Source organism: Vibrio sp. SBT000027 (assembly GCF_963894355.1).
GTDB classification, from domain to species: domain Bacteria; phylum Pseudomonadota; class Gammaproteobacteria; order Enterobacterales; family Vibrionaceae; genus Vibrio; species Vibrio splendidus.
Window position 1 is genome coordinate 1,694,020 of record NZ_CAWQGD010000004.1, and the last position, 15,367, is coordinate 1,709,386.

Below are 15,367 nucleotides of genomic sequence, written 5' to 3' on the forward strand. Positions count from 1 at the left end.
CCATTCGAATAAGATAAAGTGACTAGAATCCGCCCTAATTCACTTGTTTCGTTTGAGATAATTCTAGTCATTCGCTCGATTCGAGTCTTACCATTTTGTGCCAAGAGGTAACAAAGTAAGTACGCTTATCTTATTGGGCTTAGTTGATACTGAGTAAACGACCTCGTTCGATATCTTGCTCAAGCACCTCTGGCGTTAAATCGCCATGTCCATGGTGATCGTGATTATGGTTATGGTTATGCCCATGATCGTGGCCGTGTGAATGACTTTGATGTTCATTTGTTCTTTGAGCTAACTTATCTGAATCCAAATAAGTGTCAGTCAAATCAGCACAATAATCTTGAGTCCATAAGCGACGAGCGTCGTCATCACTCATGATTTGTTCAGCTTTAGGGCCCAACTTATCCATGTAGTACATCCCCAACTCCTCACCTTCTACATTGGCGTGGTTGATAAGGTTCATGAAAGCAGGTTCTTGATTCTCATCTGATAGATGCCCATTTTTGTAACACACGGTTAGACCAATAATGTCGTCGCCAAGTTGCTCTAATTCAGGGTTAAAATGATTGTGACTGTGATTATGTTCGGCAGCGGCGACAAGCATTGGAGTAAGTAAAACACATGCGATAGCCAGTAGCTTAATGGTATTTTTCATGGGATAGACCTTCTGTATTTTCGAATACAAAGTTGATTAGTTGGCTGACTTAGCTTCTTGTGAGCTAAGTTAAGGGGAACTTCAAGACCATTTCAGCCTGAGTACCCCTCTGTCTCACTACAAATAATCAATATGGTTGGATAACGAGGCTCGATATAACGAGCGTTCTATAGACAAAAATCACTTATCAACTACGATTCTTGCTGGTGCGATGGTGTAAGTCATTGGCTTCACCTCCCATTCACCTTTTGCTTCCAATGCAACCGCTAGTGCTTGCGCCTCTTCACATACCTTCGCTGGTTTTCCGTCAGCCCAGTATGATGGACCCGAGGTGTAGCCGCACATCACTGAAAACGTGTGTTGGCCATTCTTTGTGGTGTATTCCGTCATAATGACACCACCTTCTCCGTGCGTTATTTTTAGTGAGCCTTCATCGGCGACATGCATTGCATCGGAAGGATTCGGTTTAACATACGTTGTGTAGGTCCCGCCATCTGACATGGATTGATTGTCATACATGGTGTAGCCTTCTTTTTCTGAAGGTAAGGTCAGTTCGTAGTTAGGATCAATATCCGCTAAACGTTCTGAGTTATTCGTCGCACCAGGTTGATAGTTGTGAGCATTGGATTGTCCGTTAGCGAAAACAGAACCTGCCACTAAAGATAGAATGACGACCGCTAAAATTGATTTTTTCATAATGAACTCCAGATATTCTAAGCAAAGATGTTGCTAGCAATGATTTTTATGGTTGAGTAATAGAATGAGTTTGTTTCCTAAGTTCTTAGGATGTGAGGGCACATCAGCCCTCACTACAAATGCCCTATTTGTTATCGGTTCCTGCTCCTTCACCAGGCTCAGTTGGACGACTTACCGACTTGCGCTCAAGGTTGTGGTGAGCACGTACTCTATCCATGTATTCTTGCTTGGTGTTCATACCTTGCTTCATTGCTTCTGGTACTTGTTCAGCTGGGATCACGATGTCACGGTCGACTGGCCACTCAGTTAACAGCTCTGGATGGTAGCCCTCTGGGTAGTACAGTTTCGGATCCAGCTCTAAATCACGAATCTCTTGTTCTTGTATGTCTTCACGGCTATTTTTCGGTAATGGAATTCTAAAATCAGACCCATCTGCCATATCAAATTGTGGCGCTCTCGCATTCGGGAAGTCAGGTAAAATACCTTCACGAACCCACGCATTATCTTTAGTCATGTTAACGACAATGCCATCTGGCGCACCGAAGTGGTAAGGCCCTTGCCAATGGTGGCGAACCTCTGCAACGGTTTCCTCATTGAGATATGGGTCGAATGTCATGTGCGTTGTCATGAACAAGCGCGGTTGTACTTCATTCGCCACATAACCCGCCGCGTACGCTGGTGTATGGTGAGTATCAACGGTGTAACGAGCTAAGAATGGCGGCACACCTTGAATAATCGAAGACACACCAAACGTTTCGGTTTGCAGCTCAGTAATGAACAAGTCTGCACCTTTTGCGTATTTCAAATCCAACTCGGTTGGGCGACCGTCTCCTGTCCAAACAAATGAAAGCACTCGGCCGTCATCTTGAGTCCAATTCAAGCGGTAACCAGACGCGCCATCTTTTGCGTGACTGCGTCGCCAGTGAATCACTTCCACATTGTCTTGGTCATAGATAACGCCACCGTCGTCGCGGAAATCAAACTCGTGTACCACTATGTCGTTGCCTGATGGGAACACATCAAATGCATCGGTGTGCCAGTTCAACATTTGCTGCATGCCTTCAATCATATGACGAGTGCCATATTCTGGAGTCGCACCACTCGGGCCATAAATGTTAAGCGGCTTTTCCCAGCGACCATTCCAACCACCAAATTGATACAGGTAAGGTAACGAGCCGTAATGGTCTACGTGTAAGTGAGTAATGAAGATATGGTCGAGTTCATTCATCGCGACACCCGCCGCTACGTAGTTCGCAATTGATCCTTCACCTAAATCAAAGACAAAGTTAGAGCCGTTACCCAGTTCTACGTATATCGAGGTGTTTGCCTGTCCCGGGCGAATCATTGGTGATGTCCCCATGAACGTGACACGCATTTCATCCGGTTGAACTTCTTCAGTTCGTGGGAACCAGTTGGCGCCCGACACCATGTGATCGCCATAAGGTGCAATGCCCTCAAACATCAGGCCTTCTTTCCAACCTGAATTGGTTTCTTTGCGATAGTCACCATTGTTTACACCGCCCATTAACACAGAAAGCACTTCTTCTTCTGAAGAGTACAAGTTCCCCTTAGGTTGAGTGCTCAGATACTCTTCAAGGGTTTCACCCTCGTGATATTCAAATTTCTCGAGTTTTTGAATATCAGAGTTAGTCTGCTTGGTGTTGTATTGCATCATTGGGTCAGCAGCAAAAGCGGTTGTCGTGATGATCATTGCTGTAGAGATGATTGATAATTTTGCGAAAGTTCTCATAGTTTCACCTATCGGTCTGAGTATTTAGTAAATGAATGAAGTTCCTTCCTCACTCCGATGCAAACAAGTTTATTAATAAACAGAACCTTGATATATAGTGTAAACTTTACTTGAAACCTCCATTTCATTTATGAGTCAATAACGACTCCACCATGATTTGGATGAGTGCAATAAGAATAGAGGGAACTGAATTTGGACCTTAATCTACTGACGACATTTTTGGCCGTTTACAAACACAGCTCTATCACCGTGGCATCAGAGCAGCTCGATATTTCTCAACCCGCGGTAAGCGCGGCGATTAAGAGACTCGAAGGTGTCGTGGGCAAGGCTTTATTTGTGAGAGAAGGACGAGGTATCGCGCCCACTGGAGCAGCGGTATCACTCGCTAATAAGATAGAAGACCCATTGAACATCATTGGAACGGTTGAGCAGCAAAAGAATGACCTTAAAGTCTATTGCACAGAGAGCTTGCTTCATTTCGTTAGCCAGGTTGAAGGCGTAAGCTTTACGGAAGCGCCGCTCGAAGAGGAAGAACTGTTTGATGCGCTTACTGCACAAAAAGTGGATATCGTCATTGATGTACTTTCGAGTAAGAAACACTCATTGATTGAAGAAACCATCGTCGATGAGGAGCCCGTGTGTCTGACTCGAATCAACCACCCTCGAATTGGTGAGACACTAAGTAAAGAAGAGTATTTCCAAGAGGAGCATATTGCGCTCAAGATCAAACGCGCCAACATGAACACAGTCGAGTTTTTATCAGAGAGCGATATCGAGCCGAGAAAAGTCAGAATTGAAACCAGCTCAATTTCAAGCATGCTGATTTTGGCAAGCACGACAGATTATATCGCCGCTTCCACTCGCTCTTTTGCAGAAATGCTCGCACCAGCGCTTGGCTTACGCGTTCACCCTATCCCTATCAAATTAAAACCGCTCACGTTTCGAATGCTCTATCACCGCCGTTATGCTAACGACGAGCAACACATCAAAACCCGTGAAGCAATTAAGTCAGCATTAAGAAAACATAAATGAAACTGAGGTTTTAACTAAAGTTAACCCTATTAATATAAATTCAATTTAATCACATACTCTCCAGCAAGTTAATTCAATAGAACGACACTGGAGAATCCATGAAAAAGCTTAACCTTATTGCTCTACCACTTACGTTACTCAGCAGCGCAGCGTTTGCGACTTCGACTCAAGTTTACATCGAACAAAACGTTGCCTCTAATGCTGCTGATAACGGTGTCTACACCACAGAAGCTGGCGCATTAATCGATACCTCAGAAAATGGACAAGTCTATATAGGTTTTGATGACCAGGGTTGGCTAGCCGCGGGTTACGGCCACGACTTTCACATCAGCGAGTCTTTCACGTTCAACCTATACGGTGAACTTGGTAAATGGGACAACGGTGAAGAGTTATTAATCGAAGGTATTATTGATTATCAAGTGAACGACAACTTCAATGTATTCAGTGGATTGGGATATAACCAGTCAGGGCAAGTACCCGAAAAACTAAGCGACACCACGATCAACACCAATAAGTTCATCGCCGGTGCGGGGTATTCTCTCGCAGGTTGGGATTTAGCTTACCAATACACTCACGAGAACCGTGACGGATCCAATGTTGGCGCCGATCTCATTGACCAAGACGATTACCGCACTAACGAACACGAAGTCGTCCTATCAAAGAGCATTGACGACTGGACACCCTACGTGAAATACACCTACTTCAATACCAACGAGGGTGACTTACAAATTGGCGGTGGTCCAATGATACCAATCGACAACGACAGCATCATCACTCTTGGTTTGTCTTACGACTTCTAAACATCTCAGATTCAATTCTCATAGGCAGATGGATTTGCCCACCTTTCGAGGGCACTACTATGAAAATTACTTCTCAACGTAACAAAGTCATTAATATCGCTGCAGCGATCAGTATCGTTTTGTTTTCTGCGATTCCCACCTACGCAAGTGCTGATCAGTTAGATTTCCATTATCTAGAAACCAGCTATCTAGACTCCTCCTCCGTCGAATTCATGACACCAGATTTTGGTCAGGGGTATCTTAACGATGAGATTAAAGAAAACCTTATTCTGGAATAATTCGTCAACACATTACAAAACGTAAAAGACCAGAAACTCACGCTTCTGGTCTTCTTATAGCTCTGGTTTTCTAATATAACCCTAGTGTTATTATAAGCTATTGTTTTCTTTATATAACTGCGATCTTCTTCTAGAGCCCTACTCAGCGATTAAGACTCCGTTTCTGAGTCACTTTTCTCTAAGCTAATGACATTCAAAACCGCAAATGCAGAGGCTAGAAATAAGCCCAATATCCAAACAAAATACCACATGAAAAACTCCTTAATACAATGAATGGCCATTACGTTCGACATACTCACTATCGAGTCGTCCAAACATGGTTCGATAACTGAACGCGGTATAACACAGAATGATTGGCACCATCACAAACGCCACGCCTGTCATGATGTTCAAGGTCAGTTCGCTCGATGTTGAATCCCACAGTGTTAGGCTATGACTCGGTTTAACGCTAGACGGGATGATGAACGGGAACATCGAGAAACCAGCCGTTAAGATGATGCAAGCATTAGTCAGGCTTGAACTAATAAAAGTAATCGCATCCCATTTCAACCTTGCGCCAATTAAAGTCAGTAATGGAATGGTCACGCTGCCGATCGGTGCAAACCACATCCAAGGGTACGTATCGAAGTTGGTTAACCAAGCGCCTGCTTGTGTGACGACTTCTTTGTTCAAAGGATTCGAAGCCGAGCTATGATCCATCGCACTGACTATCAGATACCCGTCAATATGGTTTATCGCCATACAGCCAATCACCATGAGGAAAGGGATAAGTACCGCACTCGCCTGCGTCACCGTTCTTGCCTTTTTGTACACTGCGTCTGTGGTTTTCATCATCAACCACGCACTGCCTTGTAACAGCGCCATCAATAACCCAACTAGACCACACAAAAGCGCGAATGGGTTGATCAAATCGATAAACGAACCATGGTACTCAACCATCAAGAAGCTATTGAGCGTAAAAGGTAAGCCTTGCATCAAATTGCCAAACGCCACCCCAAACAAGATTGGAGGGAAGAAGCCTGAGAACGAGATTGCCAAGTCACATACTTGTCGCCACTGATCGCTGTCGATCTTTGCTCGATACTCAAGCGCCAAAGGACGCAACCACAATGAAATAAGCACCAAATACATCGCCACATAAAGGCTTGAAAACGATGTCGCATAAACCAGAGGCCAAGCCGCAAACAACGCACCACCTGCGGTAATTAACCACACTTGGTTGCCGTCCCAATGGGGCGCGATAGAGTTAATCATGACTCGTCTTTCAGCGTTCGTTTTACCAATAAACGGTAACAACGCCCCCACTCCCATATCAAAACCATCGGTGATCATAAAACCAATCAGCAGTACACCAATCAGAACCCACCAAATTAAACGCAATGTGTCATATTCGAACATGAGTCAGTCACCTTATTGTTGAACTTGTTGTGCCAATTTGGCTTCAAGTGAAGTTGTATTTTGTTCATAGTGATAGCGACCCGTTTTTAAACTGCTTGGGCCTTTTTTAGCAACGGTAATCATCAAGTAACTTTCAACAATGATAAATACGATATATAGGCTGATAATGAGAGCAAGAGACGTAAGCAGGTTTTCAACGGTTTGAGAAGAAGCCGCGACGGTCACAGGAAGAATTTCACCTACTGCCCAAGGCTGACGGCCGTATTCCGCAACAAACCAGCCAGCTTCAATCGCAATCCAAGGTAATGGAATCGACCATAGCGCCGCTTTCAGTAGCCAAGGCTTTTGCGTAATGTTTTTACGGTAGGTTTGAAGGAAGGCCGCACCAAAGACAAACAACATAATGAAGCCACAGCCCACCATGATTCGGAATGACCAGAAAAGTGGCCAGACAGTTGGAATGGAATCATCTGCCGCTTGTTGGATTTGCTGTTCAGTCGCATCGGTTACGGTATCTGTGTAACGCTTAAGCAATAAGCCATAGCCGAGATCGTGCTTAGTTTGATCGAAAGCTCGTTCTGTCTCATGTGAGGTATCACCAGATCGCAAACGCTCTAGCAATTCATAAGCAATGATTCCGTTACGAATACGGACGAGGTGCTGGTCACGTAGGTCATGAAGACCAGTGACTTGCTCATCCAAAGATCGCGTTGCAATAATTCCCATCACATAAGGGATTTTGACCGCGAAGTCGGTTTTGCCCTCTTCTTGGTTTGGTAATCCAAACAAGGTAAACGCCGCAGGTGCAGGTTCTGTATGCCATTCCGCTTCAATTGCAGCGAGTTTCACTTTTTGAACGTCACCCAGTTCATAGCCCGACTCATCACCTAATACGATCACCGAGATAATAGAAGCAATGCCGAACGAAGCTGCAACAGCAAACGAACGTTTTGCAAAAGCAATGTCTCGCCCTTTCAACAAGTAGTAAGAGCTCACACCAAGGATAAACATCGAGCCACAGGTATACGCTGAGGCCACTGTATGCAGGAATTTAACTTGTGCGACAGGGTTGAGCACCACTTCGGCAAAACTGGTCATCTCCATACGCATGGTTTGGTAATTGAACTCTGAGCCAATCGGGTTTTGCATCCAACCATTGGCAACCAAAATCCATAGTGCAGAAAAGCTCGAACCCAGAGCCACCAGCCAAGTCACCACAAGGTGTTGGCGTTTCGATAGCCTTTCCCAACCGAAGAAGAACAATCCAACAAAGGTGGACTCTAGGAAGAACGCGACAAGCGCTTCGATGGCTAAAGGTGCACCGAAAATATCGCCGACATAGTGAGAATAATAAGACCAGTTGGTGCCAAACTGGAATTCCATGGTTAAACCGGTCGTGACACCCAAGGCAAAGTTAATGCCGAACAGTTTGCCCCAGAAGCGGGTCATGTCTTGATAGATTTGTTTACCGGTGAGTACATAGATCGACTCCATGATCGCCAGTAAGCACGACATACCGATAGTCAGAGGGACGAAAAGAAAGTGGAACATAGCGGTTAGCGCAAACTGTAAACGCGACAATTCAACTACATCAAACATTTAAGCTCCAAACATCATAATGATGGCTTTCATATTAAGAATTGGAGCGTATTTCAGCACAGTTCTCACGAACCAAACTAGAACAGATTGATTATTAAAAAACAGAACAGATTTACTTATTAGACGAACGACTAGTCAGAGTTTAGCTGCAACTATTAGCTTGCAGTTCCATTTCCTGAATCAAGCCTCCTAGCGTTCGTATGGCTTCTGCTATTTTGTCGTCACAAGCATACGAACAGTTGAGTCGAATGTGATGAGAGAACTTTTTGTCACTGCTGAATATGATTCCCGGTGCGACAGAGATGTTTTGTTCAAGGGCTAGTTCATACAACTTCTCAACACAAGCAGAGTGCGGCAGTTCTATCCAAATGAAGTAGCCACCTTGGCTTTTATGCACCGTCGCACTTGAAGGTAAGCTAGATTCTAACAATGCAATATGTGCCTTCTTCCTTTCATTCAAAAGCTTGCGAAGTTTTTTAAGATGGTTGTCATAACTATAAAACGTCAGGTAGTGAGACAGCCCAAGTTGGATAGGAATACTGCTCGAGAGCGTCGAAAGGTGCTGCAATCTCTGAATCTTTAACGCTTGTTTCCTTGCAACTACCCAACCGATTCGAAAGCCAGGCGACAATGATTTGGAAAACGAGCCACACAACATGATTTGCTCGCCAGTGTCATAGGCTTTAGCAGGCAATGAGCTTTGATTACCGACGTGCAGTTCTCGATACACATCGTCTTCAATCATCGGGATCTTATGTTGATTCACCAACTCAGCCAACCTTTGCTTGTTGCTATCACTCATCGAATAGCCGACTGGGTTTTGTGATTCTGTCATAAACCAGGACGCTTTGATGTCCATTGAAGCGAACACCGATTCCAACACATCCAAATCAATCCCTGTTGTCGGGTCTGTTGGAATCTCTACGGCAGTGAGGTTAAGTCTTTCAATAGTCTGTAACACACCGTAAAACGCAGGGTACTCTATCGCGACTAAGTCACCCGGCTCGGTACAGGATTGTAGGCATAAGTTAAGTGCCTCCATCGCCCCAGAAGTAATTACAATATCGTCAGGTAGGACGTTCAAGCCTTTAACTTGATAGCGTTGGGCAATTTGTCTACGAAGTGTTTCACTACCTGGAGGCAAATTGGTGAGCATGCTGTTATCGGGCATTTGGCGACTGGCATTGGCTAAACTGCGCGACAATGCTTGATGCGGAAACAAAGCAGGGTCAGGGAATGCCGAGCTAAGTGGAATGATGCTAGGGTCTTTGGCACGTTGGAGCACATCGTAAAGCAAATCACTGATTTTAACGGGATACGGCTTGATGGCTTTTTGTTGTGCGAGTTTTGAGGTGAACACATTTCTACGCGGTAACACGAAATAGCCGGACTTGGGCTTTGAGCGCACATAGCCTTGATCCTCAAGCTGCTGATAGGCTTGCAGTACCGTCTCTATGCTGAGTTTATAACGTTTACACGCATCTCTAATTGATGGGATCTTCTCACCACTCAACCAGATGTTTTGCTCTATCTGATTCTTGATTGTATTGGCGAGTATCTGTGATTTTTTCATCAAAAAGTCTTTTCTATCTAATGTGCAAAAGATTACTAAACCGTGAATATTCGAAGTACTCAGACATTCAGGTATAACAAAGCCCTACCCTAAACCCAATTACCTTCACGGTCGACTTGTTTATTTCTCCCATAAGAAAAGACACCACACTCGTCAATAAAGTGTGGTGCCTTAGTTACTTAGTTACTTAGTTACTTAGTTACTTAGTTAGTTTAACTAGCTGACTAGTTAGCTGGACGCCACACGCCCCATTGATCATTTTCGTAGGTCGCTTTAGGGTTTGTACCACCTTGAACCCACCATTGCGCTTTCCATGACTGGTTCGAGTAAGTCACGACTTCGCCGCCAAGGTAAGTCGCTGATGAGTCCCACGTGCCATTGTCTGGGTCAGGAGTCGGATCAGGATCCGGCGTTGGATCTGGGTCTGGTGTTACGCCACCGTCATCGGCAATCACTTCAAAAGTGAAGGTTTCAACACTCTCGCTTTCAATAGAGCTAGCCACAAACGATAGAGTTTCGTTTGCAGTGATGCCAGTGGTATCAACTACGATAGAAGCCGTGCCGTTATTTTGAATGCTTACTGAAGAGCCTTGTGTCTGAGTTAGATTTGCCGCTTCGCTTGTTGCAATCACAACTTTGTCGCCAGCATTCACTACGTTGTCACTCTTCACTAGCTCGTAGATGTCACCTTTCAGTGGTTCAACACCACCGTCGCCACCATCAATCAGCGTTAACTGACCAGAAGCACGGCTATCCTTTGAGTTAAAAAAGTTACGTGAAGGATCGTTTTGGAAATACATATAGTGCTGCATTTCAGCGTGCCAGTCACCAATGAAGATCGCGCCATCCTTAAACTCTTCGTGCCAGCCATTAATTTCTGAAGCCAACAAACGAGCCCAATCGTTAACGTTTGAAGCGTCGATGACGATGTCAAAGCTACGCGCTACTTCACCATACTTGTTGATGATGTCGTACTTAACGGTGTCGCCAACTTGTGGAGTACCAAATTGCTCTGAAACAAATAGGTCACCACGCACGAGATCAGGCTCAGGACCCGGCTCTGGTGGAGGGGTTGTACCACCTGCGATAGTGATGTCAGAACAGTTATAGAAGCCTTCACCCGCGGCATCATCACGTTGCCAACGTACGTATAAGATTGCGTCGCCAGAGCGGTCTGAAGGAATCGTCACGTTGATACGGTATTTGCCACCGCTTACAGGAACATTCCCCACTTCTTGGATAAGATCTAAGTCCCCCCACGCTAGGCCTTTGCTCAGGTCTGCGTTTGGTTTCGTTAGGTAGAACTCCCAGAATGACGGGTTGTGTGGTGCAGTCGCGTTGAATACATATTCAAATGTACCAGTGCTTAGCTCAGTGCGAGTCCAACCTGTATGAGGTGCACCCATACCACGTTTTTGCGAATCATTGGCATAACACAAAGTGCCGTCTGGAATCGCAGCTTTTACAGCATTGATGTTGTTGAAATCTTGGATATTTTTCGCGTACTCGTTACGTTGAACGAACGGGTAAGAGCCAGAAATATCTTTTGCTTGAGCACATGCTGCATTCGGTGGTGTACCCGACCAAACCCCGCCTTGCTCGTAACAGGTGTTCTGACGTGCACTTGGAAATTCAGACCAACCATGAGCATTTGCCACTGACGGCACACTCGATAGCATAGCCATACCCACTGCTATTTTTAGAATATTATTATTTATTGTTGTCACTTTCCCACTCTCTATTATTTTACCCTAAACACAAAACCAATTGGTTACTAACCAACCAGCACTGCAATTCGTAGGTTTATAGTTTCTGACTTAAAGAACAACGAAAAATATATACGTCAATTTTATCAATAACAGCGGGTTTTATATTGATAGGAATCAGCATCACACAACTCAAACAAATGCGTTGTAGATAGATGATGTTGCTTCGAATTATGACATTTCAGTATTCTGTGTTGATTGAGGGAACATTATTCAAAATGAATAAAAAAGCGGCTTTATGATTAAGCCGCTTTGAGGTTTGTATATCGAATAGAAACTAGAGCCTAATCGATTAGTGGAATATTAATCTAACTTTTTCCACTGCTGTTCAACCCAATTAGAGTCAATTGCAATTCCTGGTAAATAATCTTCATTGTTACACTCTGCCGCCCATGGGCCGTAACACTGATAGACTCCCTCACCTTCAAATAGAACGATATCTCCATCCACATAGCTGCCGAAACCTTCTGGGTAAACATAATCATGTTCGGGCGGTGGTGTGCCGGCTTCAACCAAATGGAAGTTCAACGTCTGTTGCCCTACCAACTTGTCTTCACTGTTTTTGACACTCACGACTAACATGTGGTGCCCAGCTTCTGATTTGGATAAAGGCAGTGCTACCAATTCTGACGAATCATCTTCTACTTCACCACTCCAGTGCGCCAATGACTCTCGACCATGGTTATACACCGTCAATTCAGCTTTAGCATCACCTTCAGCCAGCAGTGTTAGGTCTAGAACTATTGCTTCTTCACCAATTACGTATTCAGGCTCTAACCCTTCAACCGTGAGTGAGATGTCTGGTTCCGGTACTTCAACATCGTAGCCTATTTCTACACTCTGAATACCACTGTCTGTATTAACGTATATCGGGTTTACGCCATAAATTGGAGCAAAGCCGTTTTCACTCAACACGCCCGACTTAATATTCTTACGTTCTTCATTTACTTTTGTCGCTAATGCCTTTGACCAGTTCTTTGATTGGCCAGCTTCGCTGTCTGTAATCTCAATACGAGTACTTAGTGCTACGTTTTCGCCAGAACCATCAAAGACACGAGTATAAACCGCATCACCTTCCCTGAGGTTGGCGGTCGGTATTATCTGACCTGCTTTGTCCCAACCCGGTAGTTGCGAATCATCACCATCAAATACCACATCAATCGCATTGTAGAATGCTTTGTCTGTGTCGCCGACATCCCAAACAGCCAAAATGACATGGTAACCTTCTCGCACAGGTACCTCACAGGTATGAGTAGCCGTGTCTTGTGTCATATCTCCGTGACCATCAACCTCACAGAAAGGTGTTAGGTCAAAGGCTGCTCGTTCCAATGGTTCATTCTGATCCCATCCTTTTTTCGTGATGTAATACTTAAAACCAGCCGCTATGTGGTTAGCCCTAAATGTCCATTCAAATTCTTGAGAGCCCGCTTCTATTGGGCGTTTCTGCCAGCGCTCTGAAGTTTGTTCATCTAGATTTCTTGCGATTGATATCTCAGCACTAGCAATGTAACCATCATCAGGCCCGCCTTCAGGGAAACCGTCATCACCTTCCACACTTTGTGGTTCGTACTGTATGTTGCCGCAGTCCATGTTCTTAGGCTGACCTTCAGAACCTTCTAAGTGGCACAAAGCGACACGACTTATTATGTTTCCTTCATCATTTAATGACACAAAACCATGTGCCATAGCACCACCACAAACGGTAGACAACGCAATCGCTAGAGCCGTTTTCTGTATTCTTATTCTCATAACATTTCCATTTAAAGACTTCATAATTCCAATTAACAGACCTCAATAATTTGGCCCGTCGACCTATCAAACAGTGTGGAGTGATCTGATATTGCGATTCGCTATTAACGGTTACTTGGCTTGAATATGAGTTATTTAGCTCGAGCGTTAATAAAGAGAATGCATATCAGTCGATTTGAGCATGGTTTATGAAGACGGGATTATTTAATCAATAAGACTGATTGATACTCAGCAAAGTTGATAAGGTAACAAAGCCAGTTCATACATCTGAAAAATATGAGGTTTATTCAAAATTTAATGAGACAGAACATTAACTATTTGAATAATTTTATGAATGGAAAAGGCATAGGCTGATTCAGCAAAGATTGGATGAAAACGGAAAGAATAGAGTTTCTCGTCAAAATAACGATTTTGACGAGTCATCCTAAATAGCGGGTTCGATTAGATCAGGAGTGGGATAAAATTGCTTATTAGTTTATTGCCTCAAAAGCTTAATAACGGCTGTTCATACCAAAGCGATGTGACATGTCATCGTCCATACGGCCGCCTTTCCAACCGCCGCCACCCAAAAGATTGAGCACATCACGCGCGGTGTAATTCTCGCCGCCGAAGAAATCATTAGACACATCATTACGTAACAGCTGGATAGTGGGAACCAATTCAACATCTAAATCTTGTGGATCAGCAAACAAAGCCAATGCGATTTGTTGTTGGCGCTTACTCAATTCACGAGAACTCGTTTCTACCTGACCAATCGAGAAAAAGTCACGGCTTCCATAGCTCTTTACCAATCTTGCAGACAGTAGCTTAATAACCTTTTTGATCCTTCGTCGCTGAATATATCTAAACACTCTAATTCCCCTTCCAATTTACAAATATCACATCAAATGTTGTTCAGATTTGAGCAACACTTAGAATGTCACTCTTTATGATGATGCTCAATATATAACGTCAGTAATATACTGATTAACAATGCGAAAAAGAAATTTCGAGACGAATACACTTTGCACCGCTTCTCATTGAAACGGATCAAAAAGTAAATTCTTAGGCAAACCATGGTTCAGAACACTAAGCACTTTCTCACGCAACCATAACGTACCTTGGTCACGTTGATGGCGCACATGCCAAGACATCGAAATGGGCCCCGGTGGCATGGTGAATGGCGTTTTCTTAATCACCAGATCTCCCTTGCTCACGCTCTCCAATATTATCGGCAATGGAATCGTCGTGATCATGTCAGTATTAATGAGCAACTTAGGTATGGAGTAACAGTGGTTCACCGTCATGGCGATGCGCCGTTTCATTCCCTTCTGTCCTAGTAGCATGTCTACCCCGCCTGTCGCCTCACCTGATAACGAGAGCAACAAATGATCAGCACTAGCAAAAGCACTTAGCGATAGCTCTTCACTAGCCAACGGGTGATCGGCACGCATTGCGCACACAAAGTGATTATCAAATAGATGCTGAGTTTGTACTTGAGCTGAGTTGCCTTCGAAGTAATCCAAGACCATATCGACATCGGCACTGAGCAATAACTTTTCTCCATTGACGTTGTAAGGTACGGCGTGAATATTAACGTCAGGCGCTTCACGCTCTATTCGTTGCTTTAACGGCAACCAAAACAGATCTGCCATCCAATCTGTCGTTGCTATTCTAAACGTGCGCTTTAACGTCGCAGGATTAAACTCATCACGCTCAGTTGCTATCCGTATTGCCTCTAGCGGCTCACCAATCATTTTCCACAACTCGACGGCGTAAGGGGTTGGGCGAATCCCTCTTCCTTGTTTCACGAATAAAGGATCTTTCCAAGCATGGCGCATTCGAGAGACTGCGTTCGATACCGACGGTTGCGTCATCGACAATCGTTCTGCGGCCACGGTAATCGAGCTTTCCTGCATGATTGCATCAAAAATAACCATTAAATTCAGATCGACATTCGCCATCTTACTTGCCTAATTACACAGGGAGTTAGTGAATGAGTATCGACAAACCCATCATATTAATCAATGCATATTATACCAATCATCAATTAGACGATAAGTAACAAGTTGGGCAAAGTGAGTTCCACAAG

General features: G+C 44.2%; 14 protein-coding genes. 3 read left to right on the plus strand and 11 right to left on the minus strand.

Features of this window, described 5'->3' with window-relative positions; translation table 11 throughout:
• Positions 1–139: 139 nt before the first annotated feature.
• From AACU28_RS17350 to gntH, 3 genes are all read right to left on the minus strand, one after another.
• A complete protein-coding gene (locus AACU28_RS17350; protein WP_121603317.1) occupies positions 140–655 on the minus strand; it encodes a hypothetical protein in 516 nt (171 codons plus the stop codon).
• A 180-nt stretch (positions 656–835) separates the two neighbouring features.
• Positions 836–1,351: a hypothetical protein gene (locus AACU28_RS17355; protein WP_017083485.1), complete on the minus strand. Its 516-nt coding sequence runs from the start codon at positions 1,349–1,351 to the stop codon at positions 836–838.
• Positions 1,352–1,475: 124 nt separating this feature from the next.
• A complete protein-coding gene (gene gntH, locus AACU28_RS17360) occupies positions 1,476–3,101 on the minus strand; it encodes a guanitoxin biosynthesis MBL fold metallo-hydrolase GntH (protein ID WP_017068281.1) in 1,626 nt (541 codons plus the stop codon).
• A gap of 192 nt (positions 3,102–3,293) precedes the next feature.
• Between gntH and AACU28_RS17365 the strand changes: the two genes are divergently transcribed.
• The 3 genes from AACU28_RS17365 (at position 3,294) to AACU28_RS17375 (ending at position 5,211) form a co-directional block, all read left to right on the plus strand.
• Positions 3,294–4,133: a LysR family transcriptional regulator gene (locus AACU28_RS17365; protein WP_017078016.1), complete on the plus strand. Its 840-nt coding sequence runs from the start codon at positions 3,294–3,296 to the stop codon at positions 4,131–4,133.
• A 98-nt stretch (positions 4,134–4,231) separates the two neighbouring features.
• Positions 4,232–4,933, plus strand: a complete 702-nt coding sequence (locus AACU28_RS17370; RefSeq protein ID WP_061024879.1) for a hypothetical protein — start codon at positions 4,232–4,234, stop codon at positions 4,931–4,933.
• Between the two features lie 59 nt (positions 4,934–4,992).
• The gene (locus AACU28_RS17375) at positions 4,993–5,211 is read left to right on the plus strand and encodes a hypothetical protein (RefSeq protein WP_102497808.1); all 219 of its coding nucleotides are present in this window, start codon (positions 4,993–4,995) and stop codon (positions 5,209–5,211) included.
• 149 nt (positions 5,212–5,360) lie between these two features.
• Here AACU28_RS17375 and cydX read toward each other — a convergent pair whose 3' ends face one another.
• From cydX to AACU28_RS17415, 8 genes are all read right to left on the minus strand, one after another.
• Complete coding sequence (gene cydX / locus AACU28_RS17380) at positions 5,361–5,462, minus strand: cytochrome bd-I oxidase subunit CydX (RefSeq protein ID WP_017083482.1); 102 nt, start codon at positions 5,460–5,462, stop codon at positions 5,361–5,363.
• Positions 5,463–5,472: 10 nt separating this feature from the next.
• Positions 5,473–6,609, minus strand: coding sequence for a cytochrome d ubiquinol oxidase subunit II (gene cydB / locus AACU28_RS17385; protein WP_121603318.1), 1,137 nt, complete (start codon positions 6,607–6,609; stop codon positions 5,473–5,475).
• A gap of 12 nt (positions 6,610–6,621) precedes the next feature.
• Positions 6,622–8,208 carry a cytochrome ubiquinol oxidase subunit I gene (locus AACU28_RS17390; protein ID WP_121603319.1) on the minus strand — a complete coding sequence of 529 codons (1,587 nt, stop codon included), beginning with the start codon at positions 8,206–8,208 and terminating at the stop codon, positions 6,622–6,624.
• 142 nt (positions 8,209–8,350) lie between these two features.
• Positions 8,351–9,781, minus strand: coding sequence for an aminotransferase-like domain-containing protein (locus AACU28_RS17395; protein WP_183091199.1), 1,431 nt, complete (start codon positions 9,779–9,781; stop codon positions 8,351–8,353).
• 224 nt (positions 9,782–10,005) lie between these two features.
• On the minus strand, positions 10,006–11,460 hold the full coding sequence (locus AACU28_RS17400; protein WP_102497967.1) for a lytic polysaccharide monooxygenase: 1,455 nt from the start codon (positions 11,458–11,460) through the stop codon (positions 10,006–10,008).
• A 390-nt stretch (positions 11,461–11,850) separates the two neighbouring features.
• The gene (gbpA, locus tag AACU28_RS17405) at positions 11,851–13,296 is read right to left on the minus strand and encodes an N-acetylglucosamine-binding protein GbpA (RefSeq protein WP_102573200.1); all 1,446 of its coding nucleotides are present in this window, start codon (positions 13,294–13,296) and stop codon (positions 11,851–11,853) included.
• Between the two features lie 491 nt (positions 13,297–13,787).
• The gene (locus tag AACU28_RS17410; RefSeq protein ID WP_017083478.1) at positions 13,788–14,147 is read right to left on the minus strand and encodes a DUF6559 family protein; all 360 of its coding nucleotides are present in this window, start codon (positions 14,145–14,147) and stop codon (positions 13,788–13,790) included.
• Between the two features lie 165 nt (positions 14,148–14,312).
• A complete protein-coding gene (locus tag AACU28_RS17415) occupies positions 14,313–15,239 on the minus strand; it encodes a LysR family transcriptional regulator (RefSeq protein WP_121603321.1) in 927 nt (308 codons plus the stop codon).
• Positions 15,240–15,367: the final 128 nt, after the last annotated feature.